Annotated in this window: 26 protein-coding genes, 1 tRNA gene and 1 pseudogene; 18 read left to right on the top strand and 10 right to left on the bottom strand. The window is 67.7% G+C overall.

The window, feature by feature from the left end; translation table 11 throughout:
* Nucleotides 1-118 precede the first annotated feature (118 nt).
* Nucleotides 119-1,864: an acyltransferase gene (locus FDZ84_RS12315; RefSeq protein ID WP_246868962.1), complete on the top strand. Its 1,746-nt coding sequence runs from the start codon at nt 119-121 to the stop codon at nt 1,862-1,864.
* 21 nt (nt 1,865-1,885) lie between these two features.
* A complete protein-coding gene (msrA, locus tag FDZ84_RS12320; RefSeq protein ID WP_168586009.1) occupies nt 1,886-2,554 on the top strand; it encodes a peptide-methionine (S)-S-oxide reductase MsrA in 669 nt (222 codons plus the stop codon).
* A 98-nt stretch (nt 2,555-2,652) separates the two neighbouring features.
* Here msrA and FDZ84_RS12325 read toward each other — a convergent pair whose 3' ends face one another.
* A complete protein-coding gene (locus FDZ84_RS12325) occupies nt 2,653-2,904 on the bottom strand; it encodes a hypothetical protein (RefSeq protein WP_168586010.1) in 252 nt (83 codons plus the stop codon).
* A gap of 250 nt (nt 2,905-3,154) precedes the next feature.
* On the opposite strand from FDZ84_RS12325, the gene FDZ84_RS12330 reads away from it, so the two are divergent.
* A complete protein-coding gene (locus FDZ84_RS12330; RefSeq protein ID WP_168586011.1) occupies nt 3,155-3,364 on the top strand; it encodes a dodecin in 210 nt (69 codons plus the stop codon).
* 551 nt (nt 3,365-3,915) lie between these two features.
* Here the strand turns inward: FDZ84_RS12330 and FDZ84_RS12335 are convergent.
* Nucleotides 3,916-3,988, bottom strand: a tRNA-Gly gene (locus tag FDZ84_RS12335).
* A 71-nt stretch (nt 3,989-4,059) separates the two neighbouring features.
* Nucleotides 4,060-4,470, bottom strand: coding sequence for a PPOX class F420-dependent oxidoreductase (locus FDZ84_RS12340; RefSeq protein ID WP_168586012.1), 411 nt, complete (start codon nt 4,468-4,470; stop codon nt 4,060-4,062).
* Between the two features lie 112 nt (nt 4,471-4,582).
* Here FDZ84_RS12340 and FDZ84_RS12345 point away from each other — a divergent pair, with 112 nt between their 5' ends.
* Both FDZ84_RS12345 and FDZ84_RS12350 read left to right on the top strand, forming a co-directional pair.
* On the top strand, nt 4,583-5,173 hold the full coding sequence (locus tag FDZ84_RS12345) for an RNA polymerase sigma factor (protein ID WP_168586013.1): 591 nt from the start codon (nt 4,583-4,585) through the stop codon (nt 5,171-5,173).
* Nucleotides 5,174-5,358: 185 nt separating this feature from the next.
* Nucleotides 5,359-5,796 carry a DUF983 domain-containing protein gene (locus FDZ84_RS12350; RefSeq protein ID WP_168586014.1) on the top strand — a complete coding sequence of 146 codons (438 nt, stop codon included), beginning with the start codon at nt 5,359-5,361 and terminating at the stop codon, nt 5,794-5,796.
* Between the two features lie 371 nt (nt 5,797-6,167).
* On the opposite strand, the gene tgmC is transcribed toward FDZ84_RS12350, so the two are convergent.
* The 4 genes from tgmC to FDZ84_RS12370 form a co-directional block, all read right to left on the bottom strand.
* A complete protein-coding gene (gene tgmC, locus FDZ84_RS12355; RefSeq protein WP_168586015.1) occupies nt 6,168-7,322 on the bottom strand; it encodes an ATP-grasp peptide maturase system methyltransferase in 1,155 nt (384 codons plus the stop codon).
* A 527-nt stretch (nt 7,323-7,849) separates the two neighbouring features.
* Nucleotides 7,850-8,188 (bottom strand): hypothetical protein, encoded by a 339-nt coding sequence (locus FDZ84_RS12360; RefSeq protein WP_168586016.1) that lies wholly within the window; start codon nt 8,186-8,188, stop codon nt 7,850-7,852.
* The gene (locus tag FDZ84_RS12365; RefSeq protein ID WP_168586017.1) at nt 8,185-8,394 is read right to left on the bottom strand and encodes a hypothetical protein; all 210 of its coding nucleotides are present in this window, start codon (nt 8,392-8,394) and stop codon (nt 8,185-8,187) included. The genes FDZ84_RS12360 and FDZ84_RS12365 overlap by 4 nt, the downstream gene beginning before the upstream one ends.
* Nucleotides 8,391-8,627, bottom strand: a complete 237-nt coding sequence (locus FDZ84_RS12370; protein ID WP_168586018.1) for a zinc finger protein — start codon at nt 8,625-8,627, stop codon at nt 8,391-8,393. Before FDZ84_RS12370 ends, FDZ84_RS12365 begins: the two co-directional genes overlap by 4 nt.
* A gap of 154 nt (nt 8,628-8,781) precedes the next feature.
* On the opposite strand from FDZ84_RS12370, the gene FDZ84_RS12375 reads away from it, so the two are divergent.
* Nucleotides 8,782-9,633, top strand: coding sequence for a helix-turn-helix transcriptional regulator (locus FDZ84_RS12375; RefSeq protein WP_168586019.1), 852 nt, complete (start codon nt 8,782-8,784; stop codon nt 9,631-9,633).
* The gene (locus tag FDZ84_RS12380) at nt 9,630-9,833 is read left to right on the top strand and encodes a DUF397 domain-containing protein (protein ID WP_168586020.1); all 204 of its coding nucleotides are present in this window, start codon (nt 9,630-9,632) and stop codon (nt 9,831-9,833) included. Before FDZ84_RS12375 ends, FDZ84_RS12380 begins: the two co-directional genes overlap by 4 nt.
* Nucleotides 9,834-9,898: 65 nt before the next feature.
* Here FDZ84_RS12380 and FDZ84_RS39985 read toward each other — a convergent pair whose 3' ends face one another.
* Entirely contained in the window at nt 9,899-10,021 is a 123-nt protein-coding gene (locus FDZ84_RS39985) for a hypothetical protein (protein ID WP_256413682.1), read from the bottom strand.
* 176 nt (nt 10,022-10,197) lie between these two features.
* Between FDZ84_RS39985 and FDZ84_RS12385 the strand changes: the two genes are divergently transcribed.
* From FDZ84_RS12385 to FDZ84_RS12410, 6 genes are all read left to right on the top strand, one after another.
* Nucleotides 10,198-11,049: an Fpg/Nei family DNA glycosylase gene (locus FDZ84_RS12385; RefSeq protein WP_168586021.1), complete on the top strand. Its 852-nt coding sequence runs from the start codon at nt 10,198-10,200 to the stop codon at nt 11,047-11,049.
* Between the two features lie 158 nt (nt 11,050-11,207).
* Complete coding sequence (locus tag FDZ84_RS12390) at nt 11,208-12,470, top strand: histidine kinase (protein WP_371812887.1); 1,263 nt, start codon at nt 11,208-11,210, stop codon at nt 12,468-12,470.
* A gap of 9 nt (nt 12,471-12,479) precedes the next feature.
* Nucleotides 12,480-13,385 carry a S49 family peptidase gene (locus FDZ84_RS12395; protein ID WP_168586022.1) on the top strand — a complete coding sequence of 302 codons (906 nt, stop codon included), beginning with the start codon at nt 12,480-12,482 and terminating at the stop codon, nt 13,383-13,385.
* 769 nt (nt 13,386-14,154) lie between these two features.
* Nucleotides 14,155-14,928, top strand: a complete 774-nt coding sequence (locus FDZ84_RS12400; protein WP_246869162.1) for a LytTR family DNA-binding domain-containing protein — start codon at nt 14,155-14,157, stop codon at nt 14,926-14,928.
* Between the two features lie 16 nt (nt 14,929-14,944).
* Nucleotides 14,945-15,352, top strand: coding sequence for a hypothetical protein (locus FDZ84_RS12405; protein WP_168586024.1), 408 nt, complete (start codon nt 14,945-14,947; stop codon nt 15,350-15,352).
* Between the two features lie 48 nt (nt 15,353-15,400).
* Entirely contained in the window at nt 15,401-17,143 is a 1,743-nt protein-coding gene (locus tag FDZ84_RS12410; protein ID WP_168586025.1) for a cation acetate symporter, read from the top strand.
* A gap of 69 nt (nt 17,144-17,212) precedes the next feature.
* Here FDZ84_RS12410 and FDZ84_RS12415 read toward each other — a convergent pair whose 3' ends face one another.
* Entirely contained in the window at nt 17,213-17,977 is a 765-nt protein-coding gene (locus tag FDZ84_RS12415; protein ID WP_168586026.1) for a transposase family protein, read from the bottom strand.
* Between the two features lie 359 nt (nt 17,978-18,336).
* Here FDZ84_RS12415 and FDZ84_RS38805 point away from each other — a divergent pair.
* Nucleotides 18,337-18,681: pseudogene (locus FDZ84_RS38805) on the top strand (DUF485 domain-containing protein); the annotation flags it as partial.
* Between the two features lie 353 nt (nt 18,682-19,034).
* Nucleotides 19,035-20,558, top strand: a complete 1,524-nt coding sequence (locus FDZ84_RS12425; protein ID WP_246869163.1) for a cation acetate symporter — start codon at nt 19,035-19,037, stop codon at nt 20,556-20,558.
* Nucleotides 20,559-20,628: 70 nt separating this feature from the next.
* Here FDZ84_RS12425 and FDZ84_RS12430 read toward each other — a convergent pair whose 3' ends face one another.
* A complete protein-coding gene (locus FDZ84_RS12430) occupies nt 20,629-20,859 on the bottom strand; it encodes a hypothetical protein (RefSeq protein ID WP_168584092.1) in 231 nt (76 codons plus the stop codon).
* 340 nt (nt 20,860-21,199) lie between these two features.
* Between FDZ84_RS12430 and FDZ84_RS12435 the strand changes: the two genes are divergently transcribed.
* The 3 genes from FDZ84_RS12435 to FDZ84_RS12445 all read left to right on the top strand — a co-directional run bounded on the left by FDZ84_RS12435 (nt 21,200) and on the right by FDZ84_RS12445 (nt 23,628).
* Entirely contained in the window at nt 21,200-21,523 is a 324-nt protein-coding gene (locus FDZ84_RS12435; RefSeq protein ID WP_168586029.1) for a rhodanese-like domain-containing protein, read from the top strand.
* On the top strand, nt 21,520-22,437 hold the full coding sequence (locus FDZ84_RS12440; protein WP_246868963.1) for a DUF4328 domain-containing protein: 918 nt from the start codon (nt 21,520-21,522) through the stop codon (nt 22,435-22,437). The genes FDZ84_RS12435 and FDZ84_RS12440 overlap by 4 nt, the downstream gene beginning before the upstream one ends.
* A 348-nt stretch (nt 22,438-22,785) precedes the next feature.
* Nucleotides 22,786-23,628, top strand: a complete 843-nt coding sequence (locus tag FDZ84_RS12445) for a glycerophosphodiester phosphodiesterase family protein (RefSeq protein ID WP_168586030.1) — start codon at nt 22,786-22,788, stop codon at nt 23,626-23,628.
* Nucleotides 23,629-23,635 lie beyond the last annotated feature (7 nt).

Here is a 23,635-nt window from a genome sequence, read left to right on the forward strand (position 1 = left end):
CGGAGTCTGGCCGGAGCGGGCTACGAGAAGGTAATAGGTCCACAACCATGTTGTCCCGAGCTAGGCTACCCAGCGTTGACTTCTCTGGCCGGGGACATGACTTGATGGGGTGATCTGGGTGGGTGACGTGCGGGTCGTCCACACTCACCCGGAGTGGTTCGCCGAGCCGAACCACGGGTTCGCCTGGATCCGCATGATCGGCGCGCTCGCGGTCATCTACGGGCACAGCTCGCCGCTGGCCGGAACGGGCGACCTGTTCCCGGCGGACTGGCCGGTGCAGCCCGACGAGGGCGTCCTGATGGGCTTCTTCGCGATGAGTGGCTTCCAGATCACCGAGAGCTGGATCCGGGATCCCCACCCGTTCAGGTTCGCCGCGAAGCGCATCCTGCGGCTGTGGCCGCCGATGCTCACGGTTTCGCTGACCATGGCGCTGATCATCGGCCCGATGATCACGACCTTGTCCGTCGGCGACTACTTCGCGGCCAACGGCACCTGGGGTTACGTCGTCAACAACGCCGGTCTGCTCACGCTCAGGCACGAGCTGCCGGGCGTGTTCGTGAACAACCCGTGGCCGAACGCGGTGAACGGGTCGTTGTGGACGCTGCCGATGGAGCTGCTGGCCTACGCCGCCCTCTACGCGTTGCTGCTGCTCGGCGCGGGGAAGCACAAGTACCGCTGGCTGGCGGTCGTGGCGCTGATCGGGATCATCACGTGGGACCGGTACCTGGAGGAACTGCCGGGCTCGGAGTCGGCGGGCTCGTTCCTCAGCGTGCCGGTCGAGTCGCTGGTGGCGTTCCTGGTCGCCTTCGCCTTCGGCGTGGTCCTCAACCTGTACCGGGTCCCGCTTTCGCCGCTGGCGGCCGGCGGCGGCCTGGTGCTGCTGGTGCTGATGCCCAACAGCATCACCGGGTCGTTCTGGATGACCTTCGCGGTCAGCTACGCGGTGGTCGTAACCGGGCACTTCTGGCCGTCGCGGCTGACGGTGCCGGGCGTGTGGGTCAACGGCAGCTATGGCGTGTACGTGTGGAGTTTCCCGATCCAGCAGCTGCTGGCAATGGCCGGAATCCGTAACCAGTGGTTGATGCTGATCTGCGCCGCCCCGCTGGCCTACTGCGTCGGCACGCTGTCGTGGAAGTTCATCGAAGAACCGACGATGAAGCTGCGCCACTACCTCACCCCGGCGTCGAAGAAAAAGGAACCAGAGCGGGCGGAGGACGGCCTCGACGAGCCGGAAGACCTCGACGATTCCGAGGATCCGGACGACTTCGACGACCTGGAACCGGAGGACCGCGACGAACGGGATGATGACCGGGCGGCGCGCTTGGACGATCCGGACGAGCCCCGAGCGGCGCGCAGGGCGACAACCATGCGCCGACCGCCGCCCCGCCCACCGGCACCCAACCGCGACGGCGCTGCCCAGGAACCCCCGACCAAGCTGACCCCGGTCCGCCCGGGCGCGGACCAGACCCGCCCGCCACGTCCGCTCCGCCGCGCGACCACCCCGCCGAACGGCGCACCGGTCGACCACAACCGCGTTAACGGCGTGCCTCGGCACGGCAGCGCTGACGGCCCGAACGCGGCCCGGCTCAACGGGCTTCCCATGAACGGCACGGGGCCGCCGCTCGGTCGGCCGTCCGCCCGCTCCCGCCGCTCGGCCGAGCAGTGGGCGGTCGGCCCGCCCGCTGTGCCGCCTGAGGACTCGGTGCTGTCCAAGCGGCTGTCCGGGGACTTGGACTTCGACCGGACCCCCGTGGACCGCCAGGCCGTTCGCCGCACCGGTGGTCGGCACGCCCGCCCGGAACCGCCGCCGACGCCGGAGGAGGAGACCCGGCCGGTCCGTCCCAAGCGGCAGGACCGCCCGTAGCGCACGCGTACCCTCGGGTGCATGGCGCTTTTCGGTGACAAGACCAGGTTGATCGACCCGGCCGAGGCCTTGCCGGGCCGTTCCAACCCGCTCCCGGTGGCGGAGTCGCATGCGGTGTTCCCGGACCGGCGCATCATGCCGCCGTTCCCGGAGGGCTACGCCACCGCGGTGGTCGGCATGGGCTGCTTCTGGGGAGCGGAGCGCACTTTCTGGCGTACCGAGGGCGTGTGGTCGACGGCGGTCGGCTACGCCGGCGGCTTCACCCCGAACCCGACGTACGAAGAGGTGTGCTCGGGCTTGACCGGCCACACCGAGGCCGTCCTGGTGGTCTTCGGCCCTGCCGCGATCAGCTACCAGCAGGTCTTGAAGGTCTTCTGGGAGAACCACGACCCGACCCAGGGCATGCGCCAGGGCAACGACATCGGCACCCAGTACCGCTCGGCGATCTACTACGCGGACGACCAGCAGAAAGCCGAAGCGGAAGCGAGCGCGCAAGCCTTCCAGAAGGCCTTGGCCGAAGCGGGTCTGGGCCAGGTCACGACGGAGATCGCACCGCTGAAGACCTTCTACTACGCGGAGACGTACCACCAGCAGTACCTGTCGGAGGCCAAGAATCCGAACGGCTACTGCGGCCTCGGTGGCACCGGGGTCTCCTGCCCGATCGGCCTGGGCGTTCCGGGCGAGCGCTGAGCAAGGTCTACTCGATGGACGAGGACGGGGCCCGTGCCGGTCAACCGGCACGGGCCCCGTCCTCGTGGTTTCACGAATAGCCGCTCCGGGCGTGCCGTTCAGCCGTCCTGGCCTTGAGCGTCCTGGCCCTGGGCGTGGGCTTGCGCGGGGCTGCCGTCGTCGGAGTGCGCCGAGGAGGATGCCGAGGCCCCCTGTTCGGATGTCCCGTTCTGCCCGGATGTGGCGTCCTGGCTGGTCACCTGCTGTAGGAGCGGGGCGGGATCGAAGGGCACTTCCTCGGCCGCGGCGATTCCGGCGGAACCCAATCCGCACAACCCCGTGAACAGCACCCCGACGATGAAACGACGCATGGAACTACCTCCGTGGACGAAGTGGACTATGCCGCCCAGGAGAAGATCACATTGGCCGAAATCCCGCTTTCCGCATCACCTCAAAGAAGCCAGTGGTTCCCAACTTCGAGGGAAGCCGGAACAAGAACCCCACCTGATCAAGCGACCAAACCCAAAACCCGACCAAAAGACGACCAAACCAGACCAAACGCCCCCTGATCGGCAACAACACCAACTTGCAAGACCCCGGCAATACAAGAACCATCAACCCATGACGGACCACGTGTACCGGGTAACAGAAGTAGTGGGCACATCAACGAAAGGAGTGGACGACGCAATAAAAAAGGCGATCGCCAGAGCCTCCCAAACCCTGAGGAACATTGACTGGTTCGAGGTCGAAAACGTAAGGGGCCACGTGGAAGACAACGAACTGGCCCACTACCAAGTAACCCTGAAAATAGGATTCCGCCTAGAAACCTAAACCCAAAACCAACCAACAGCCAAAAAGCCCACTCACGACGCGTAGAGAACGACACAAGCCAAGGTGACGGGTTTGGCCGCTGGTCACCGACCAGGCCAGGAAACACCCCCGCACCGCAAGGGAGCCAGCAAGCCCGGGGCCCCGCTCCGTGGGCACCAACGATGTCAAGGTGACGCGTTTGGCCGCTGGTCACCGACCAGGCCAGGAAACACCCCCGCACCGCAAGGGAGCCAGCAAGCCCGGGGCCCCGCTCCGTGGGCACCAACGATGTCAAGGTGACGCGTTTGGCCGCTGGTCACCGACCAGGCCAGGAAACACCCCCGCACCGCAAGGGAGCCAGCAAGCCCGGGGCCCCGCTCCGTGGGCACCAACGATGTCAAGGTGACGCGTTTGGCCGCTGGTCACCGACCAGGCCAGGGAACGCTCCTCACCGCAAGGAGCCAACGAACCCGGAACACCGCACCGTAGGGGGGTTTGGGGGGAGTCGCTCCCCCCAAAGAAATGGCGAGGAGCCAAGGTCGAACGAAGTCGACACAAGGCTCCCAGCTCCGAGCGGATGACGGGACTCGAACCCGCGACCCTCACCTTGGCAAGGTGATGCGCTACCAGCTGCGCTACATCCGCATATTCAGCGCCCTGTTGGGCTGTTGATAACCACTTTAGCCCATCGTTGCGGGCCCGTTCACCAGGGGGCCCTATCGGGTTGGGGAGGAGACCGCCCGGGTCGGGGTGATGCGTAGCAGGACGCGGTGTTCTTCCTGCATGGCCTGGCGATATGCGGCCCAGTCCTCGTGTTCGCCGGAGATGCGGCGGTAGTACTCCTCCAGGAGGGGGAGCGCGGCGGGGAGCTCGACGATCTCGACGATGCCTTCGACCTGGATCCAGCGGCCGAAGAACTGGTCTGGCAGGACGCACAGCCACGCGCGGGGGTCGCGGCGCAGGTTGCGCACCTTGGCTGCGCCAGCGACAGTGCTGACAGTGACGTGTCCGGCGCTGTCCGTGGTGGTCAGCACCGGTGTCATCTGGGGGGTGCCGTCGGCGCGGAGCGTGCTGAGCACGGCGCGGTGCTGGTTGCCGATCACTTCGCGGGCTTCGTCGAGATCCACTGCGACCTCCGTGCGGTGACTGGTGACAGCGTGGTCCGGGGGGTCCACGGTAGCGATTGCGCTTGTCGCGCGGTATTTCGCCGCGGCTGGTCGTTGGGGGGAGTTCATGGGGATGGGTGAGGACGTCGCCGGGGGGCCGTTGCCGGACGACCGGGTGCTGCTGGCGCGGTTGCGGGCGGGGGATGATCTCGCCTATGGCGATCTGTACCGGCGGCACGCGCCTGTGGTGCGGCGGTTCGCGTTGAGCATGCCGCACCCCGGGATCGACGTCGACGACGTGGTCGCCGAGGTGTTCTTGCGCACATTGCGCGCGGTCCGGGCCGGGCACGGGCCGCGCGATGCGATCCGCACCTACTTGTCGACGGTGGTGCGCCGGGTGCTGTGGGAGTGGGCGGCGGCTCGCCGGGACGAGCTGATGAACGGCGATGAGCTGGGCGAGCACGCGGCGCGGCAGCGCGATCACCAGTCCGTGCAGGCTGAGGGGGAGTTGCTGGCCCGCGCGTTCCACCGGCTGCCCGTGCGTTGGCGGGAGGTCCTGTGGTGGACCGAGGTGGAGGGGCATCGGCCGGCCAGCCTCGCCGGTCAGCTGGGGCTGACCCCGAACGCGACGGCGGTGCTGGCGCATCGGGCGCGCCGCGGATTGCGGGAGGCTTACCAGCAGGCGGCGGAGCTACCGGTCGCGGGCTGTTTGCGCCGCGCTTGACGGGGGCGGGTTCGGGGTTGGCCGGACGCCGCTCATGATCGACAATGGGACCGTTCTGGGCTCGACTATCACCCGTCGGGTCCATGACGCACGCGGTACCGTTGCTCCACGGTCGGTGACCGACGGTGTTCGAGTGGCGAGACGATGTTCCGAAGCGACCAGCCCGGGTGGGCGGGGAGGCGACGATGAACCGGGTGGTGCGGGGTTCCGACGGCCGGGAGTGGACGATCAAGGCGAGCCTTGAGTGGTCCAACCCGATCGCGGCGGACGAGTTCGAGCATGACGTCAACGGGGGTTCGGCGCCCGCGATCCTGATGGGCGCGCTGTTCCTGTTCCTGGTCGTGATGTTCGTGGTTTGGACGCCGGCCGAGGTGTACGTGCCGAAATGGCTGATTTTGCTGCTAATCGTGGGCGTGCTGTTCTTCCCGGTCCGCTGGGTGCTGCGGCGCCCGTGGACGGTCACCGCGGCTACCCCGGGCGACCACGACGAGAACCCGCCGGAGACCTGGGTGGGCGTGGTGCGCGGTTTCTTCGACGTGCGCCAGGAGATCTCCTTGGTGGCCCGGCACATCGAGCTGTACGCGGAGCCGGACATGAACGGCGGCCTGCAGCCGGTGGAGTAGCGATTTCGATTGAAATCGCCGGGGTGGGCGGCACACTGGACCGATGCCGGAGAGCTTCTGACCTGCTGTTTTTCGGATTCCGATGGTTGCAGGCGGACGTCGGTGACTGGCCGCAAGCTAGCAGGTCAGGCCGTGTTTTCGGCGGCTTCGATCACGGTCTCTGAAGATGTCTGTCGGCCGTGGTCTGCCCCAGCCCCGACCTACATGGACTCGTGCTCGGCCGTCGAGTAGCCTCGCCAATGCCCGGCCGCCACACCACCCCCTGGTCGCGGCCGGGAACCAAACACGATCGCCCCCGCATCCTTCCGGTTCGCCGGTCGGGTACGGGGGCGCGTTTGTCGTTTCCTCGCCGTTGGCGGTTCAGCCGAGCGTCACAGGTCGATGACCTCGTTTGGGGGTTCGTCAAGCCACACGTGGTGTTTCCCGGCATCGATGGTGAGGCCGAAGCGTTCGCGGGCCGGGCTGCCGAGCGCTTGCCATTGCTGGTGGGCGTGCTCGATGGTGTCCCACAGCCGGGCGGGGCCGCCTTGGCGAACTAGGTGGCGGCCGGGCTCTGGGGTGGTGTGGCAGGCCCATGATCCGTCGGGGCGGATGAGCCAGGTTTCCGGCGGCGAGCCGTCGGTGGAGGTGAACCCGATCCGACTGTAGGGGCCAGTGTGCAGGGCGGCGAAGAACTCGAACTCTCGCCCTGCGGCGACGTCCACGGCCAGGCTGGTGGTTTCGGGTTCGGTGGCGGCGGCGTCCCGGTGCGGGATGGTGGCGTCGGGTATCTGCTTGTCGCGGGTGGGCATGAACATGCCCGCGTCCGGCAGGAATGTGCCCTCGGCGCGGCCGTCATGGTCGACGGTGAGCACGGCCAGCAGCCCTCCGACGGTCAGCGGGGCCAGGATGATCCCGCCGGGGCGGGTCTGGTCGATCCACGCGGCCGGGATCCGTTTCACGCCGACGGTGGCGATGATCCGGTCGAACGGCGCGTGCTCGGGGCAGCCGTCGCGGCCGTCGACGGCTGCTAGTTGTGGGGCGTGGCCGAGCTTGGCTAGGCGGTCGCGGGCGAAGTCGACCAGCACGGGGTCGACGTCGACGGTGGCGACGCGCTCGCTGCCCAATCGGTGGCAGAGCAGGGCGGCGTTGTAGCCGCTGCCGGTGCCGATCTCCAACACTCGGTGCCCGTCGTGCACGTCGAGGGCTTCGAGCATGAGCGCCATCAGCGACGGCGCCGAGCTGGAGGAGGTTGGCTGTCCGGTGACGGTTTCACCGCGCCGCGCATCGTTCAGCGCGTCCGGGTTGTTGCCGATCTGGGTGACGTGTGCGGCGTTGCGGTAGACCCCGTCACGCCATTCGTCGGTGCGCTCCAGCAACCGCCATCCCGGCCGGTCGCTGCGCGGTTCGAAGTAGTACGGGACGAACAGCCCGCGGGGCGTCTCGCTGAACGCGGAGATCCATGCCGGGTCTCGTAGGTAGCCGTCGTCGGTAAGCTGGGCGACGAGTTGGGCCCGCAGGGCTTCGGTTTCGGTCGTGGTGGTCACGGTGTCTCCTGTGTGAGGGCGTTGGCGAGCGCGGTGGTGATCTGATCACGTAATGGGTGGTTCCACGCCCATTGACCCGAAGGAGAAATGTGGCTAGCTAGCCTAGGGTGAGCTGGCGGAAGAACACCCGTGAGTGTTTTTGGGTGCCATAGCACCCAAAAACACTCACGGGTGTTCTCTGCTTACCGAAACGCTCGTCGCGAACCGCATAGCCGCGAACACGCCCCCGCTGCTTCCCGCCATGGCGCGGCCAGGCGTTGTTCGATAGCGCGGATTGCCCTGGTGAGACTGGTTTTCTGGAGCACCCAGGCACCGCAGGGACAATCGGTAACGGATCATGGACGCCGTCGCCTCATGCCCGCAGGAATTTGGACTTACTCGTCTAGGCGGGTGGCTGTCGCCGCAATGCTGTGAGCGGGTGACTGCCGCGCTGGGGAGTTTGGAATCGGCGGGGGTGCACCGAGGGGCGATGCACCCCCGCCGAACGGTCCGGTGCCGGTCGGGGGATTCACGGCACCGAGCCGGGTCTACAGGTTTTGCAGGGCGGCGAGCAGCCGCCGCAGCATTCCGGGGTGCCGTGCCATCGCTTCCCGGTCATCGAGCGGCAGACCGGTCTCGACCAGCGGCAGCATCCGGGTTTCCTCGAGGGCGAGCGCATCGGCCAGATCGCCGCGCATTACGACCGGCTCGCGGAGCCGATGCCGGCCATGCCCGCACGTCTCGGCCTCCACCCGCGCGACCAGATAGGCAACCGTCAGCGCACCCTCGCCGCTACCGGCGTGCCGTGCCGGGGCGTAGTAGAACGTCGCCCACAGCGCGAGCCCGCCAACGCCGAGCAGGCCACTCGCGACCATCGCGGCGATCATCGCTTTGCCTCCGATAGGTCGATAACAAGCGGTTCCGGCGGCTTTCCGTCACCGCGCAGCGCAGCGGTCACCATCGCGAGCTGGTCGCCGAGTTGCCGGATTTCGTCGTCGCTCCAGCGGCCGCGCTCAACGTCGTCGGCGGCGTAACCCAGCATCAACACCGTTGCGCGGATCATGCGCCCGATGTGGGCGTGCTCGGCGCTCATCGCGCACCCGCCGGCGGTGGCATGGGGCATTGGGCGAGCACGTGCGCCGCCGCGTTGCAGTCTGGGCACGTGTCCCAAAGCCACGCCAGTTCACTCGTCTCGGCCTGGATGGACAGGTCGCACAACGTCGTGACTGTCTCGCCGTCTCGCCATCCACCGGGCGGGCGGTCGTCGATGGTCGCGTGCCGCTGCTCAGCACCGGGAACCCAACTGAACGGATGCGGTCGGTACATCGGGCACCACCTTGTAGCCGGGGGCGTGTCCACGCGCGGTACCGTGGTCACAACTGGATCGGTGTCTCGCGATCCACAGTGCTGGATTGCGAGACAATGAGCAATACCCCGATCGGCGGACTCATATGTTCATGCAATCCGTACGATGTGGTTCATGGCCCGATCCACAGCGGGAAGCCCCAAGGCGCGCACGCTCGCCGCTGAACTGCGGAAACTCCGTGAAGACAGCAAGGTCGGCGTACGCGAGCTGGCACGCAGAATCGGCAAATCTCACGGCTGGGTGAACCGCACCGAGTCAGGCGCGCGGTCCATCACGGTCGACGACGTGACCAGAATCCTGACGGGGCTGGAGATATCCAGCCCGGAGCGGGAACGGCTTGTCGAGATGGCCCGCGCCGTTGACGAACCCAACTGGCTACGTCCGGGGATACCGGGTGTGCGCGAAGAACTCGTGACGTTGATCGAGTACGAGCGCACCGCCACCAGCATCATCGAAGCGGCACCGCTGCTCATTCCGGGAATCCTGCAAACCACGGACTACGCCCGCGCCGTCATGGCCGGTCTGCCCGTGAGCGAACGCGAAGCGAAGATCGGGATGCGCGCGGCCAGGCGCGATGTCTTGACCCGCCGCACCGGTCCCGCGTTCGAAGCGCTCATTTTGGAACACGTGGTGCTCGATCCAGTCTGCGCGCCGGAGCACCACGGCGACCAACTGCGTCACCTCCTGCGGATGGGTGAGCTGCCGAACGTGACGATCCGCGTCATCCCATCGCACCGGCACGCGTGGATACCGTTGTATGCCGGGCACTTCATCATGTTCGAGTTCGGCGACGCCTCGCCGATCGTGCACCTTGAAACGCTGGCCTCAGGAGTGTTCCTGTCGTCGCCCGGAGTGGTGAACACCTACGCGGAAGCCCTGGGTACTGTCCGGCAGGCGGCGATGGCTGCGGAAGAGACGGCCGACTTCATCGCCACCTGCATCGACAAGATCGAGGAGACTCTATGACGGTACACCCGACCCACCCGACGGGGTGGCGGAAGGCGTCCTACTCGGCGCAGCAGACTGCATGCGTCGAGGTCGGGCGCGTTGGTGACGGCGCCGCGGTGCGCGACACCAAGAACCGCGCCGCTGGATACTTCACCGCCAACCGCGAGCAGTGGTCGTCGTTCGTCGCCGCGATCAAGGGCGGCAGGTTCGAGGCCTGACCCACAACAAAGAAGCGCCCGCCCGGTAGATCTGGTACTGGGCGGGCGCTTCCGTTTTTGCGCGGTTACCACCGCCAGTAGTAGCGGCCGTGCGCAGTCCATTTGGTTGGGGCGTACTGGGAGATGTGGAAGGCCATGCCCTTGCCCTTGGCGATGAACTGGTCGCGGCGCAGCTTCTCCCGCAACACGCCGTCTTAGTGCCCGTTGTCGTAGAGCCACCGTTCGTACTGCTTTAGGCACCGCTGATTGGAGTGGTACGGGTTCGAGCGCGGGTGATCGCGGCGGTGTCCAGGTGGAACGAATCTGCCTCAAAAGTCGGGGCATTCGAGCAGGTCAGAACAACTTTCGCTGGCACACTGGACCGGTGCCGGAACTTCCCGAGGTGGAGGCGTTGGCCCAGCACCTCCGCGACAACGCCGTGGGCCGCACCGTGGCGCGCATCGATGTGGCGTCGATGAGCGTGTTGAAGACCGCCAGCCCGCCGTGGACGGAGCTGCACGGTCGTGCCGTCACCGGTGCGGTGCGGCATGGCAAGTACCTCGATCTCGATTGCGACGGGCTGCACCTGGTGTGCCACCTGGCGCGGGCCGGTTGGTTGCGCTGGTCGGACAACCTGTCGCCGGTGCCGCCGAAGCCCGGCAAGGGGCCGATCGCGCTGCGGGTGCACCTGGGCGGTGCGGGTTTCGACCTGACCGAGGCCGGCACGCAGAAGAAGCTGGCGGCCTGGGTCGTCGCTTCGCCCGCGGAGGTGCCGGGGATCGCGAAGCTAGGGCCGGATGCGCTGGGCCTGGACGCGGCCGGGTTGGCCGAGGTCCTGGCGGGGCGCACCGAGCGGATCAAGACGCTGCTCACCGACCAGTCCGTGCTGGCCGGGATCGGTAACGCCTACTCGGACGAGATCCTGCACGCCGCGAAGCTGTCGCCGTTCGCGACGGCGGGCAAGCTCGACGCCGCCACGGTCGAACGGCTGCACAGCAGCGTGCAGGAGATCTTGCGGGATGCCGTGCAGCGTTCGCTGAAGCAGGATGCGGCGCGGCTGAAGGCCGAGAAGCGGTCGGGGATGCGGGTGCACGGGCGCGCGGGGTTGCCGTGCCCGGTGTGCGGCGACACGGTCCGGGAGGTGTCCTTCGCGGACCGGTCGATGCAGTACTGCCCGACCTGCCAGACTGGCGGCAAGCCGTTGGCGGACCGCCGGTTGTCCCGATTGCTGAAGTAGTTATCCACAGCCTGTGGACAACTGGCCCGGTTGTGCACAGGACGTTGCCGCTGGTCGAGTAATTACTTTCCGCTGAATGGAATAGTGAGGTACCGCTTATCGACGGAAACGGTGCACTGAGCGTAGTCGCCTTGATTCCATGGGTGGCGGCCGTGAAGATTGATGTTGTGCCCGAGATGTTGACTGAGCGGACGGTCCTGACCACGCTCGCCGCACTCGCCGTGCTCGGCATGTTCGTGCTGCTGTGCCGGGCGCGACGGGTGAGCACCTCCGCAGAGGACGCCACGCTGTCGGCGTTGCACCGGGTGACCAGTGCGGCCCCCCACCTGCGGGCCGGGCTGAACCAGGAATCCGCCGACAAGACAGCGCCGCACCTGCGGGCGCTGCTGGCGTGCGTCGCCGTCGGCATCGTCGACGCCGACGGCACCCTGCTGAGCTGGGACGGCGAGGTTAACTACCACTACGCCGACCTGCGGCCCAAGATCGAGCAGGTGCTGCGCACCGGCAAGCGCGAGTTCCTCGACCACGGCGACGTGATCTGCGACCACCGGCCCTGCCCGATGCGGCACGCCGTGGTGGTGCCGCTGGAGGTCGACGGCGAAAGCCGCGGCGCGCTGACCATCGTCGCGGACGGCGACCGCAAGCGGCTGCTGCGCGCGGCCGCCGAGGTCGCCAACCACGTGTCGACCCAGCTGGAACTGGCCGAACTGCAGGAGTCCAAGGAGCGGCTGGCCAAGGCCGAGGTACGCGCGCTGCGGGCGCAGATCTCGCCGCACTTCATCTACAACGCGCTGAACACCATCGGCTCGCTGATCCGCACCGACCCGGAGCACGCGCGGGACCTGCTACAGGAGTTCGCCGACTTCACTCGCTACTCGTTCCGCACCAGCGGGCTCTACACCACGCTGGCCGACGAGATCCGCAACATCGACCGCTACCTCACGCTGGAGAGCGCCCGCTTCGGGCCGGACCGGCTGAACGTGCGGCTCAAGATCGCCCCGGAGGTGCTTCCGGTGGTGGTGCCGTTCCTGGCGCTGCAACCGCTGGTGGAGAACGCCGTCCGGCACGGACTGGCGAACAAGCCTGGCGGCGGCACCGTGGCGGTGATCGCCGAGGACAACGGCACCGAGGCGCTGATCAGCGTGGACGACGACGGCATCGGGATGGACCCGGAGCTGCTCGACGCGGAACTGGCCAACGCGCACCTGACCGGCGCGCACGTCGGGCTCGGCAACATCAACAACCGGATGCGGGCGACCTTCGGCAACGACTACGGCCTGGTCGTGGAGACCGAGCGGGGCGCGGGCATGAAGGTCATCATGCGGGTGCCGAAGTTCGCGCCGGGCGTCCGGCCGGTGCCGCCGCAGGTGATCGACGAGCCGGCCGTCGGGTTGGCGGCCGGGCCGCAGCTGAGCCGGTAACGTCGAGGTATGGACGAGAAGGCGCCGCAGAAGTTCACCGACATGTTGGCCGGGAAGTTGTCCTCGAAGCTGCCCGGCAAGCTCGCCGAGCGCGCCGAGCGCGGGCCGGTAGTCGCCGTGGTGAAGCTGCACGGCGTCATCACGCCGACGCCGTCGCCGATGAGCCGGTCGACGATTTCGCTGCAGACCGTGGAATCCGCGCTGACCCGCGCGTTCGGGCACGACCGGCTCAGCGCCGTGGTGCTGTCGATTAACTCGCCGGGCGGGTCGGCGACCCAGTCGGCGCTGGTGTCCGACCGGATCCGGGGCCTGGCCGAGGAGAAGCAGGTGCCGGTGCTGGCGTTCTGCGAGGACGTCGCGGCCTCCGGCGGCTACTGGCTGGCCTGCGCGGCCGACGAGATCTACGCGCACCCGACGTCGCTGGTCGGTTCCGTCGGCGTGGTCAGCGCCAGCTTCGGGCTCACCGGGTTGTTGGAGAAGCTCGGCGTGGAGCGCCGGGTGCACACCGCCGGCACGCACAAGGTACGGCTCGACCCGTTCGGCCCGGAGAAGGAAGAGGACGTGCGGTGGCTGCGCGGACTGCAGGACGAGCTGCACGAGCAGTTCCGGGCCTGGGTGCGCAAGCGCCGCGGCGGCAAGCTGAACGGCTCTGACGACGACCTTTTCTCCGGCGAGATCTGGACCGGCACGAAGGCCGAGAAGTTCGGTCTGGTCGACGGTTTGGGCACGCTGCGGGACATCGTGAAGCAGAAGTTCCCGGAGGCGCACCTGCTGACGGTGGAGCCGCGCAAGCCGCTGCTGGCCCGGCTGGGCATGGCGTCGTCGGTCGGCTTCGGCCGCAGCGGTGCGGATTCCGTGCTGGCCGCCGTGGAGGCGCTGGAGCACCGCGCCATGTGGAACCGCTTCGGGCTTTGAACCTGTTTCCGGACTCGCCTTGCTTGGTGGTGCGGGTGGCGGAACCTTAGCGGCCTTCTCAACCCCGGGATCCCCGGCGCACGTGGTCCATTACGTCGCGTCGGGGCTGTCCTCTTGGGAAAAGCTCGGGGTGCGGGGTGTCCCCCGCAAGCACTGTTGAGAACCTGCGGCGGCGCCGGCTGCGGGGGTGGGCCAAGCGGCCGCACCGCTTCGGAGACAAGAACCCGCCCTACCGACCTCGAGGCAACCCCTTGCCGAACAGCCTCCGCGGAGATCACCGCGAAGGGCGCTCCTTCGGGAGATGCGGCCGTACTTCCTGGAAGCTGAAGGGGGATCAGCGGCCGCGAGTACTTTGGGCGCTATGGAGCATCCAAAAGTACTCACGGACCCGGTCGGGGCCACGAGTTGATCTTGACAAATCCCTTGCGAACACAGGGTAATCGGTGTGATCGCACTGCGTCGATCTTGTTGCAAACGAAGTCACTCGTTCAGCCCTATGCAATAGGCTGATCAGGCTAAAAACGTTGCTGTTGAGCGGAATTTCGCGCTGTGCACCCCCTGCTGTCCTGTGCTCTCCGTTAGCAACTAGTTTGGTTGGCAGGCGTGACTGACCTCACTCGGCGACTGGCGTGGCCGGGGGCCGCTCCGGCGGGTGGGAGCCGATACTCGATCATGGACACAGTGCGCCGTGGGCGCGGCAGGATATGGCGTTGCAGTGAGTACACGAGAAAATCCAGCGGGGCTCGTCGTTCTGGCCGTCGACGACGAGATGGCGGGGCTGGATGAGATGAAGTACCTGCTCGGCAGCAACTCGCGGGTCGGGCGGGTGCTGACCGCGTTCGACGCGGCCGAGGCGCTGCGCCTGCTGCGCAGCGACGACCCCGAGCTGATCGGGCGGCGCGACGGCGACGAGTCCATTGTGGACGCAGTATTCGCGGACGTCTCGATGCCCGGGCTGAGCGGGATGGAACTGGCCAGGGTGCTCACCGCCTTCCGCAATCCACCGGCCCTGGTGTTCATCACCGGGCACGAGGAGAACGCGCTGGAGGCGTTCGAGGTCGGCGCGCTGGACTACATCATGAAGCCGGCCAACGCCGAACGCATCGACCGCGCGCTGCGCACGATCGAGAAGAACAAGGCCCAGGCGGCCAAGGGCACGCGCGCGCTGGAGGCCCCGGCGGCCGACGACGAGGTCATCCCGGTCGAGCTCGCCGGCACCACCCGGATGATCCCCCGCAAGGACGTGCGCTGGGTCGAGGCGCAGGGCGACTACGCCAGGCTGCACACGGCCGAGGACTCGCACCTGGTGCGAATCCCGTTGGCGCAGCTGGAAGAGCGCTGGGCGGAAGCCGGTTTCCTACGCATCCACCGGTCGTTCCTGGTGTCGCTACCGCTGGTCACCGAGCTGCGCATGTCGTCGTCCGGGTATTCGGTGGTGCTCGGCGGCGGGCCGCCCAAGGAACTGCCGGTCAGCCGCCGGCACACCCGCGAGCTGAAGGACCGGCTGGTCCGGGCGCCGCGGCAGGGCTGGGGCCAGCAGTGAACCGCGGTTCGCCGGGATGAGCCCGGACCACGGCTTCGACATCCGGGCGCGGCTGGGGGATGGCACGCCCCGGCCGCGCCGCAAGCGCGTGGTGCTCGCCGACCGCCGCACCCGGCAGGTCGCGCGCACCATCATGGAGCTGGAGGAGCAGACCAGCGTCGGCGAGGTGCTGGTCCGGCACCTGGTGAAGGTGCAGTTGCGCAGCGCGCTGGTGCTGACCGGGGTGGTGGCGGCCGTGTTGCTGGGGCTGCCGTTGCTGTTCTGGGCGGTGCCGGCGATCGGCTACCTGGAGGTACTGGGCTTCCGGGTGACGTGGCTGCTGCTCGGCGTGCTGGTCTATCCGTTCCTGGTGCTGATCGGGTACCTGTGCACTCGGAACGCGGAGCGGCACGAGCGGGACTTCATCCACATGGTGGAGCAGTGACCCGCATGATCGACGACGGATTCCACCTTCCTGGGGCGGCGCGGCGCGATGGTTTCGAGTTCTTGGTCCCTGCTAGGCGTCGTGCTGATCGTCGCGGCGACCCTGGGCATCGGGATCTGGGGTTCCCGGTCGGCGCGCACCACGTCCGACTTCTCCGCCGCGCGGCAACTGGTGCGCGAAGAGCGCAACGCGATCGCGATCTCGGGTGAGTACCTGTCGGCGGCGTCGTTCCTGGGTGTCGCGGGACTGGTGCTCAAGGACGGCGTGGACGCGCTCTGGTACCCGATCGGCTTCGCGGCCGGGTACCTGGCGTTGATGCTGTTCGTCGCCGCGCCGATGCGCCGCTCCGGTGCGTACACGTTGCCGGATTTCGCCGAGGCCCGGCTGGATTCGCTGCGGCTGCGGTCGCTGTGCACCGCGCTGGTGGTGCTGATCGGCTGGCTCTACCTGGTGCCGCAGTTGCAGGGCGCCGGGCTGACTCTGGCGGCGATCGTCGGAGTTCCTTACTGGGTAGGGGTTTTCGCGGTCGCGTTGATCGTGCTGCTCATTGTGGCCACCGGCGCGCTGCGGGCCGTCACGTTGGTGCAGGCCTTCCAGTACTGGGTGAAGCTGTTCGCGATCACGGTGCCCGCGTTCGCACTGTTCGCGGTGTTCCTCAACGGGGCGCCGCACCGGACGCTCGACGAACCGATGCCGCCGGTCTTCCAGCGCGACACGGCGGTGTGCATCGACACCGACGTGCGGTTGCGGGTGAGCCAGCCGGTGTGGCTGGCCGACGACTCGGGCCCGATCTACCTGCACTCCGGCGAGTACTCGATGACGGCTGGCACCGAACTGCGGTTCCCTGCGGGCGCGGCGGTTCCGGTCGTCTCGGCGGCAAAACCGGACAACGCCAGTTGGCTGCGGCCGCACGGCGACGGGCTTTCCAGTCTGCTCGAAACGTATTCGGTGCTCGTCGCGACTTTCCTGGGCACGATGGGCCTGCCGCACGTGCTGGCCCGCTTCTACACCAATCCGAGCGGGACCAGCGCGCGCCGCACCACCCTCTTCGTGCTGGCCATGCTCGGCGCGTTCTACCTGTTCCCGACGATCTTCGGGCTGCTGTCCCGGCTGTATGTGCCGCAGTTGCTGGTCACCGGCGAGACCGATGCGGCGGTTCTGCTGCTGCCGCAGGCGATGCTGGGCAACTGGTTGGGCGGGCTGCTCGCGGCGATCACCGCGGCCGGGGCCTTCGCCGCCTTCCTGTCGACCTCATCGGGGCTGGTGGTGAGCGTGGCCGGGGTGCTGTCCTCGCGCGACGTGGTGTGCGGCAGGACGCTCGACTTCCGGCTGGCCGCCGTGGTGGCCTGCCTGGTGCCGACGCTGTTGGCGCTGCCCGCGGACAATCACGACATCGCGCGCAGCGTGGGCCTGGCGTTCGCGATGGCGGCTTCGACGTTCTGCCCGGTGCTGGTCCTGGGGATCTGGTGGCGCGGGCTCACCGCGACGGGGGCGGCCAGCGGCATGGTGGCGGGCGGGAGCCTGGTGCTGATCGCGGTGGCGTGCGCGCACTTCGCCGAGGACTCGGACAGCTGGTGGGCGACGCTGGTCAGGCAGCCGGCGCTGGTCACCGTGCCGATCGCGTTCGCGGTGACCTACTCGGTCAGCCGCGCGACCCGGGCGCGGGTCCCGGCCGAGGTGGGGCGGGTGATGTTGCGGCTGCACGCGCCCGACCGGCTCGGTTTCCTCGACGGCCGGCTCACCGCGGGCACCACGAACCCGGAGCCGACCAAGGGCCGCCACCAACGCTGACCGTGATCATCCAGCGTGTGATTTGTGTTGGTTGAGCAATTTTTAATCAAAGAGCGTTATTCACGAGCGTTACCACCCAAGGCGGTAGAATTCGAGCGCTGCGATAATGCGGATGATGGTAGGCAGTTCGGCGAGGCGTCCCCGATAGCCGGTGGCGAGTATTTTCCAGTTCTTTACGTGGGCGATGCATCGCTCGACGGCAGACCGTATTGAGGAGATGGTCTTGTTGTTCGCCTTGTCGTTTGTGGAGAGTTCACCGCCCTTGGGTTTCTTGCGTGGAGTGATCGCGTGAGTCCCTTGGTATGCGGGGTCGGCGATAGTAGGGGTGTCCGAGAGGCGATCTTCCCAACCGCACTCGTCGAATGCTTTGCGGTCATGCATCGAGCCGCGCATCGGCGCGGATATTCCCAACAGGTCACCATCGGTATCTGCTGCGATCTGGATGTTGAGGCCTGCGCGGCGGCGCTTGCCGGAGTAGTTGACCTCGTGACCAGCGCGGTTGCCGGTCGGGACATCGGTTCCGTCGACCAGGACGAGTCGGCCACGGATGGCATCCTTGAGATCTGGAATGTGCAGACATAATGCCTCCCCGATCAAGGGAAGAATCCCTCGATAGATCCGCGATACAGTCGGCTGGCTCAGACCGAATAAATCGCCGACAGCTGCCTGGTTTAAATTCTGTCGGACATACACCAAAGTGATCACGACAGCCCGATACAGTCCCACCGTCAGAGGCCACGGTTGCTTGCCGCGACACTGGACGATCTGCCAGATACGCACGACAAGCTCCTCGATCTGGTCAGCAGCAAGCCCTGTAGTAGACTGATAACGCAACGGCCCTACCTTTAAGTCGTCTTCTTTGGGAGAAAACGATCTTACCTGGTTGGGGTCGTTGCTCTATTTTGGGGTGATCACCCGCTGCCTGAATAACGCTCAAATGTAATTATTATTCGGGTTCCAATTTCTGGACCAGTTAAAAATCAATAGGCTGAACGGGTGAAATCGTCCTGGTCAGGCGTAATTCGATGCGTCTTGATGCCCCGAGTCAACTTCACTCGATCGTTAGCTTGCATACTCCCAACGGGCCTTCACAGCAGCGGTGGAACTACGTAGCGTTCCCGCGTTGAAATGATTCAGCAGGCTCCCGTACCGGCGGCGCCCGGAGCGGCGCCTTTTCTTGTGGGAGGAACGCTGTGAGCGCCACGGACCAAATCGGGTCCGGGTCCGGTATTGACGCCGAAACCTGGGCCGCTGCTCAAAGCAGCCCCGAATTCACCAACCTGCGACGCAGACTGCGCAACTTCGTCTTTCCGGTCTCGGCACTGTTCCTGGCCTGGTATCTGGTCTACGTGCTGCTCGCCGACTACGCGCACGGCTTCATGAGCATCAAGCTGGCCGGCAACATCAACATCGGTCTCGTGCTGGGCCTGCTGCAGTTCGTGTCCACGTTCGCCATCACCACCTGGTACGTGCGGTACGCCAACCGGAACCTCGACCCGGTCGCCGAGGAGATCCGGGACAACCTCGAAGGCGGCGCGGGCGAGAAGGTCCCGGTCGCCACGACGGGCCTGGCGGACGCCGCCGACCCGGCCGACGCCGCCGAGAAGTCCGACGACGCCGAGAAGCCCGACGACGCCGACCAGACCTCGGCCGACGACGGCAGGGACGACGCCACTGAGAAGGACGCGGCCGACGCCACTGAGAAGGACGCGGCCGACGCCACTGAGAAGGACGCGGCCGACGCCGCCGCTGAGAAGGACGACGTCAAGAAGGACAGCGCCGTCGAAGGAGGCCAGAAGTGATCGCCGCACTGTCCCTGCTGGCCCAGAGCAAGACCGCGGACAACAGCCTGCTGAACATCGCCATCTTCGGGCTGTTCGTCGTGGTCACGATGGTCATCGTGTTCCGGGCCAGCCGGAACACCAAGACCGCCTCCGACTACTACGCGGCCGGCCGCGCGTTCACCGGCCCGCAGAACGGCATCGCGATCGCCGGTGACTACCTCTCGGCGGCGTCGTTCCTAGGCATCGCCGGGGCGATCGCGGTCTACGGCTACGACGGCTTCCTGTACTCCATCGGGTTCCTGGTCGCCTGGCTGGTGGCGCTGCTGCTGGTCGCGGAGCTGCTGCGGAACACCGGCAAGTACACGATGGGCGACGTGCTCAGCTTCCGGATGAAGGAACGTCCGGTCCGCACCGCCGCGTCGCTGTCCACCCTGGCCGTGACGTTCTTCTACCTGCTCGCGCAGATGGCCGGTGCCGGTGGCCTGGTCGCGCTCCTGCTGGGCATCACCAACAAGGCCGGCCAGGCCGCGGTGATCGCCGTTGTCGGCGCGCTGATGATCCTGTACGTGCTGGTCGGCGGCATGAAGGGCACCACCTGGGTGCAGATCATCAAGGCGGGGCTGCTGATCGCGGGCGCCTTCGTGATGACCATCTGGGTGCTCGGCATGTACGGCTTCAACCTGTCCGGCCTGCTCGGCGCGGCCGCTGACGTGGGCGGCGACAAGCTGCTCAACCCCGGCGCCCAGTACGGCAAGACCGAGACCAGCAAGCTGGACTTCGTCTCGCTGGGCATCGCGCTGGTGCTGGGCACCGCGGGTCTGCCGCACGTGCTGATGCGCTTCTACACCGTGCCCACCGCCAAGGAAGCCCGCCGCTCGGTGGTCTGGGCGATCTGGCTGATCGGCCTGTTCTACCTGTTCACGCTGGTGCTGGGCTACGGCGCCGGGGCGCTGGTCGGCTCCGACGTGATCAAGAAGGCGCCGGGCGGGGTGAACTCGGCCGCGCCGCTGCTGGCGCTGGAGATCGGCGGCCCGCTGCTGCTCGGCTTCATCTCCGCGGTCGCGTTCGCGACGATCCTGGCGGTCGTCGCCGGCCTGACCATCACCGCGTCCGCCTCGTTCGCGCACGACATCTACGCGAATGTGATCAAGAAGGGCGCGGTCGGGGACAAGGGCCAGGAGGTCAAGGTGGCCCGGATCACCGCCGTGGTCATCGGCATCGTGTCGATCCTTGGCGGCATCGCGGCCAACGGCCAGAACGTGGCGTTCCTGGTGGCGCTGGCGTTCGCGGTCGCGGCCTCGGCGAACCTGCCGACGCTGCTGTACTCGCTGTTCTGGAAGCGGTTCAACACCACCGGTGCGCTGTGGAGCATCTACGGCGGTCTGGCGGTCACGATCGTGCTGATCGTGTTCTCGCCGGCCGTTTCCGGTGCCGAGGACGCGATGTTCCCGTCGCTGGACTTCGCGCTGTTCCCGCTGAAGAACCCGGGTCTGGTGTCGATCCCGGTGTCGTTCCTGCTCGGCTACCTCGGGACGGTGCTGAGCAAGGAGCCGTTCAACAGCGAGAAGTACGCCGAGATGGAGGTCCGGTCGCTGACCGGCGCGGGCGCGGAGAAGGCGATCTCGCACTGATCCGGTAGCTGCGACGAGGCGCCCCGTCCGGCCGAGCCGGGCGGGGCGCCTCGTCGTTCGGTGGGGCCGTTCAGGCCGCGATCAGTTCGGCGGCCGATTCGGAGTCGTTGGTGGTGAAGTGCGCTTCCCACATGTCTCCGCCGGCCGGCCTGGGGGCGATCCGGGCCAGGAGGTCCTGCACGCGCGGGTCGCTCATCTGTACGAAGCCGGCGAACTGCGGCAACCCGCCGTCGTCGGAAACGGTCGCCAGATGACCCCAGTCGCTGCCGTTCGGCCAGCGGAGAATGGCTCGACGAAACATGTCTTCCTTTCCTTACGGACGGATCCCGAGAAGGGACCTGAATCGAGCCAGCACACTGTGACATGGAAGATCACGAAAACATCGTTTCTTTCGGGATCTCCACTGAAAGTGTGAACAACCTCAAATCCGTCCGGAGTAATTGCAGGTCAAGACGGAAGGTTCGAGGGCTTCTCCCGATCGAGTCCACACCTGGCCGGACCGGCCGCGCGAGCCGGGTGGCGAAGCGGTCCCGGAGCCCGCGCGAGCCGGGCCGTCCGCGCGCCCTCTTACGCGGGTACCACGCCTCGCGTGGCAGCATCGGGGTGTGACTACCCCAGTTCCCGGTCATCAGGTTCCCGGAGTGCAGCCCGAGGAGCTGCCCGCCCAGCTGCCCGAGGGCAGCGTGCTGCTCGACGTGCGCGAGGCGAACGAGTGGCAGGCCGGGCACGCGCCCGAGGCCGTGCACATCCCGATGAGCGAGCTCGTGCAGCGGCTCGACGAGATCCCGGAGTGCGACCAGGTCTATGTGATCTGCCGCTCCGGCGGCCGGTCGGCGAAGGTCGCCGCGTACCTGGGCGCCAACGGCTGGGACGCGATCAACGTCGAGCGCGGCATGAACGGCTGGTCGGCCATCGGTCGGCCGCTGGTCTCCGATGACGCCGACAGCGAGCCGTACGTGCTGTGACGGCCCGGCCTCCCGGCCCCGGGCCGGGCGTGCAGTGGGTCGCCACCCCACCCGGCGGCCCGCGGCGGATCCGTCCCCCGCGCCGACCGCGCCGCTACACCGGCCCGCCGGCCTACCCGGCCGTGCCGCGCTGGGGATTCCCGCTGCTCGCGTGGCGGTGGCCGCTGGCGCTGCCGCTGCGGCCGCACGCGGATCCGATGGTGCGGGCGGAGTCCACCGCCGGAACGGCGGTGGTGGCGCTGTGGATCACCACCGCGGTCGCGGCGCTGGCCACCCTCGCCGAGGGCTGGCGGTACGTGCTGCTGCTGATCAGCCGCAGCCAGGCGCTGCCGCGCACGGCGCTGGCGATCTCCGACGCCTTGGTCGGCACGGCCGGCGTGGTCCTCTGGGTGCTGGGCGTGCTCTCCGGCGTTCTCGTCGTCCTGTGGGGGCTGCGGGCGCGCGCCGCGGCCGCCGAGCGCATCGGGGTGCAGAATGCCCGGCCGGACTGGCAGGTGGTCGTCGGAGTCCTGGTCCCGGGGCTGAACCTGACCGTGCCGGGCTCGGCGCTGGCCGAGCTGGAGCATTCGGTGCTCGTCGCGGAGCGAGTACGGGAGCGAGGCGCGCGACCGTCCCCGACGCTGCGCGTCCGGCTGTGGTGGGCGGCGTGGGCGGCGACCCTGCTGTTCGGCTGGCTCGCGTTCGCCTGGGGGTTCTTCGGCAGCGTCCAGGCCATGGCCGACGGAGTGCTGCTGCACGTGCTCAACAACGCCCTGGTCACGCTCCTGGCGATCCTGACGGCGCGCCTGATCAAGTACCTGATGCGGCTGCTCGCCCCGATGGACCCGACGGAGCTCAAGCACCTCCGCGTCCGGGCCGTCCGCGCGGCTCCGCCCACACCCCGAGCCACGCGCCCCGCAAGCGCCCCGCGCTGATTTCTGCTCCGGGATCCACGACTCGTGCACGACCGTTCCGCTGCTGATCACCCGTGAGCGTTCTGGGCGCCGTAGAGGCTGCGTGGGAACTCGTTCTGCCGGGCGGTCCCGATGGCTGCCCCAGCGGGAGTGGCCTCGCTAACCGGTGTGCAGCGAACGGCCTGTTCGCCTCGATAGACGACACAAACGGTTCGCTTCACACCAGCACCTTGCAAAACAGCCTCTGCGGCGCCCGAAAGCGCTCGCGGTAGCTGAGCAGGCGCAACAGGTCCTCATCGCGGGCGCGGCGGCGTTGTGGTGTGTCACAGATGCCGGAAGTGGATCGAGGTCGCCCGCATAATAGGCGCCGTGCGGCAACCGACCCCCGACGTCGTTGCGCACCGAGGGGCCTCTGCGCATCGCGCCGAGCACACCCGCGGTGCTTACGAACTGGCCCTGGAACAGGGCGCCGATGCACTCGAATGCGATATCCGGGTCAGCCGGGACGGCCGGCTCGTGTGCGTGCACGACCGCCGCATCGACCGGACCTCCAGCGGCCGCGGCGTGGTCAGCGAGCTCACCGTCGCCGCGATGTCCGAAGTGGACTTCGGCGGCTGGCACCAGGAACCGCCGGCGTCCGCGGATGAGCTGGTGCGCCGCCCGGCCGCAACGCCCGCGCACGGCGTGCTGACCCTCGACGAAGTCCTCGGCCTGGTCCGGGAACACTCGCGGCCGGTCAGGCTGTTCATCGAGACCAAGCACCCGGTCCGCTACGGCGGGCTGGTGGAGCACAAGCTCGTCGCGCTGCTGGCCCGCCACGGGCTGGCGGCGCCCACGGATCCGGAGAGCTCGCCGGTGCTGATGATGTCGTTTTCCCAGTCAGCGGTGCGCCGGTTCCGCGAGGCAGCGCCCGGGGTGCCGACCGTGCTGCTGTTCGACAGTTTCCGCAGCTCGTGGCGGTCCGGCGTGCTGCCACCGTGGGCGGACCTCGCCGGCCCGGACATCCGGCTGCTGCGCGAGGATCCGGGTTTCGTCGCGCGTGTCGCCGCGCTCGGCCGCGACACGTACTGCTGGACGGTCGACGACCCCGCCGACGTCGAGCTGTGCCGCCGCGCCGGAGTTCGCTTCGTGGCCACCAACTCGCCCGCGTCCACCCGCTTCCACCTGGCTGAATCGGAGCCCGCGCAGTTCGGTAGCGTCACGGCGAATTGACCGCGAG

Origin of the sequence: Saccharopolyspora sp. ASAGF58 (genome assembly GCF_012277335.1) — a bacterium.
GTDB classification, from domain to species: Bacteria; Actinomycetota; Actinomycetes; order Mycobacteriales; family Pseudonocardiaceae; genus Saccharopolyspora; species Saccharopolyspora hattusasensis.

Excerpts from the sequence above, each read along its gene's own strand:
- msrA (WP_168586009.1), top strand. The coding sequence starts at position 1,886 with ATGGCGCTTTTCGGTGACAAGACCAGGTTGATCGACCCGGCCGAGGCC.
- FDZ84_RS12325 (WP_168586010.1), bottom strand. The coding sequence starts at position 2,904 with ATGCGTCGTTTCATCGTCGGGGTGCTGTTCACGGGGTTGTGCGGATTG.
- FDZ84_RS12330 (WP_168586011.1), top strand. The coding sequence starts at position 3,155 with ATGACGGACCACGTGTACCGGGTAACAGAAGTAGTGGGCACATCAACG.
- FDZ84_RS12345 (WP_168586013.1), top strand. The coding sequence starts at position 4,583 with ATGGGTGAGGACGTCGCCGGGGGGCCGTTGCCGGACGACCGGGTGCTG.
- FDZ84_RS12350 (WP_168586014.1), top strand. The coding sequence starts at position 5,359 with ATGAACCGGGTGGTGCGGGGTTCCGACGGCCGGGAGTGGACGATCAAG.
- FDZ84_RS12360 (WP_168586016.1), bottom strand. The coding sequence starts at position 8,188 with ATGATCGCCGCGATGGTCGCGAGTGGCCTGCTCGGCGTTGGCGGGCTC.
- FDZ84_RS12365 (WP_168586017.1), bottom strand. The coding sequence starts at position 8,394 with ATGAGCGCCGAGCACGCCCACATCGGGCGCATGATCCGCGCAACGGTG.
- FDZ84_RS12370 (WP_168586018.1), bottom strand. The coding sequence starts at position 8,627 with ATGTACCGACCGCATCCGTTCAGTTGGGTTCCCGGTGCTGAGCAGCGG.
- FDZ84_RS12375 (WP_168586019.1), top strand. The coding sequence starts at position 8,782 with ATGGCCCGATCCACAGCGGGAAGCCCCAAGGCGCGCACGCTCGCCGCT.
- FDZ84_RS12380 (WP_168586020.1), top strand. The coding sequence starts at position 9,630 with ATGACGGTACACCCGACCCACCCGACGGGGTGGCGGAAGGCGTCCTAC.
- FDZ84_RS12395 (WP_168586022.1), top strand. The coding sequence starts at position 12,480 with ATGGACGAGAAGGCGCCGCAGAAGTTCACCGACATGTTGGCCGGGAAG.
- FDZ84_RS12400 (WP_246869162.1), top strand. The coding sequence starts at position 14,155 with ATGGCGGGGCTGGATGAGATGAAGTACCTGCTCGGCAGCAACTCGCGG.
- FDZ84_RS12405 (WP_168586024.1), top strand. The coding sequence starts at position 14,945 with ATGAGCCCGGACCACGGCTTCGACATCCGGGCGCGGCTGGGGGATGGC.
- FDZ84_RS12410 (WP_168586025.1), top strand. The coding sequence starts at position 15,401 with ATGGTTTCGAGTTCTTGGTCCCTGCTAGGCGTCGTGCTGATCGTCGCG.
- FDZ84_RS12425 (WP_246869163.1), top strand. The coding sequence starts at position 19,035 with ATGGTCATCGTGTTCCGGGCCAGCCGGAACACCAAGACCGCCTCCGAC.
- FDZ84_RS12430 (WP_168584092.1), bottom strand. The coding sequence starts at position 20,859 with ATGTTTCGTCGAGCCATTCTCCGCTGGCCGAACGGCAGCGACTGGGGT.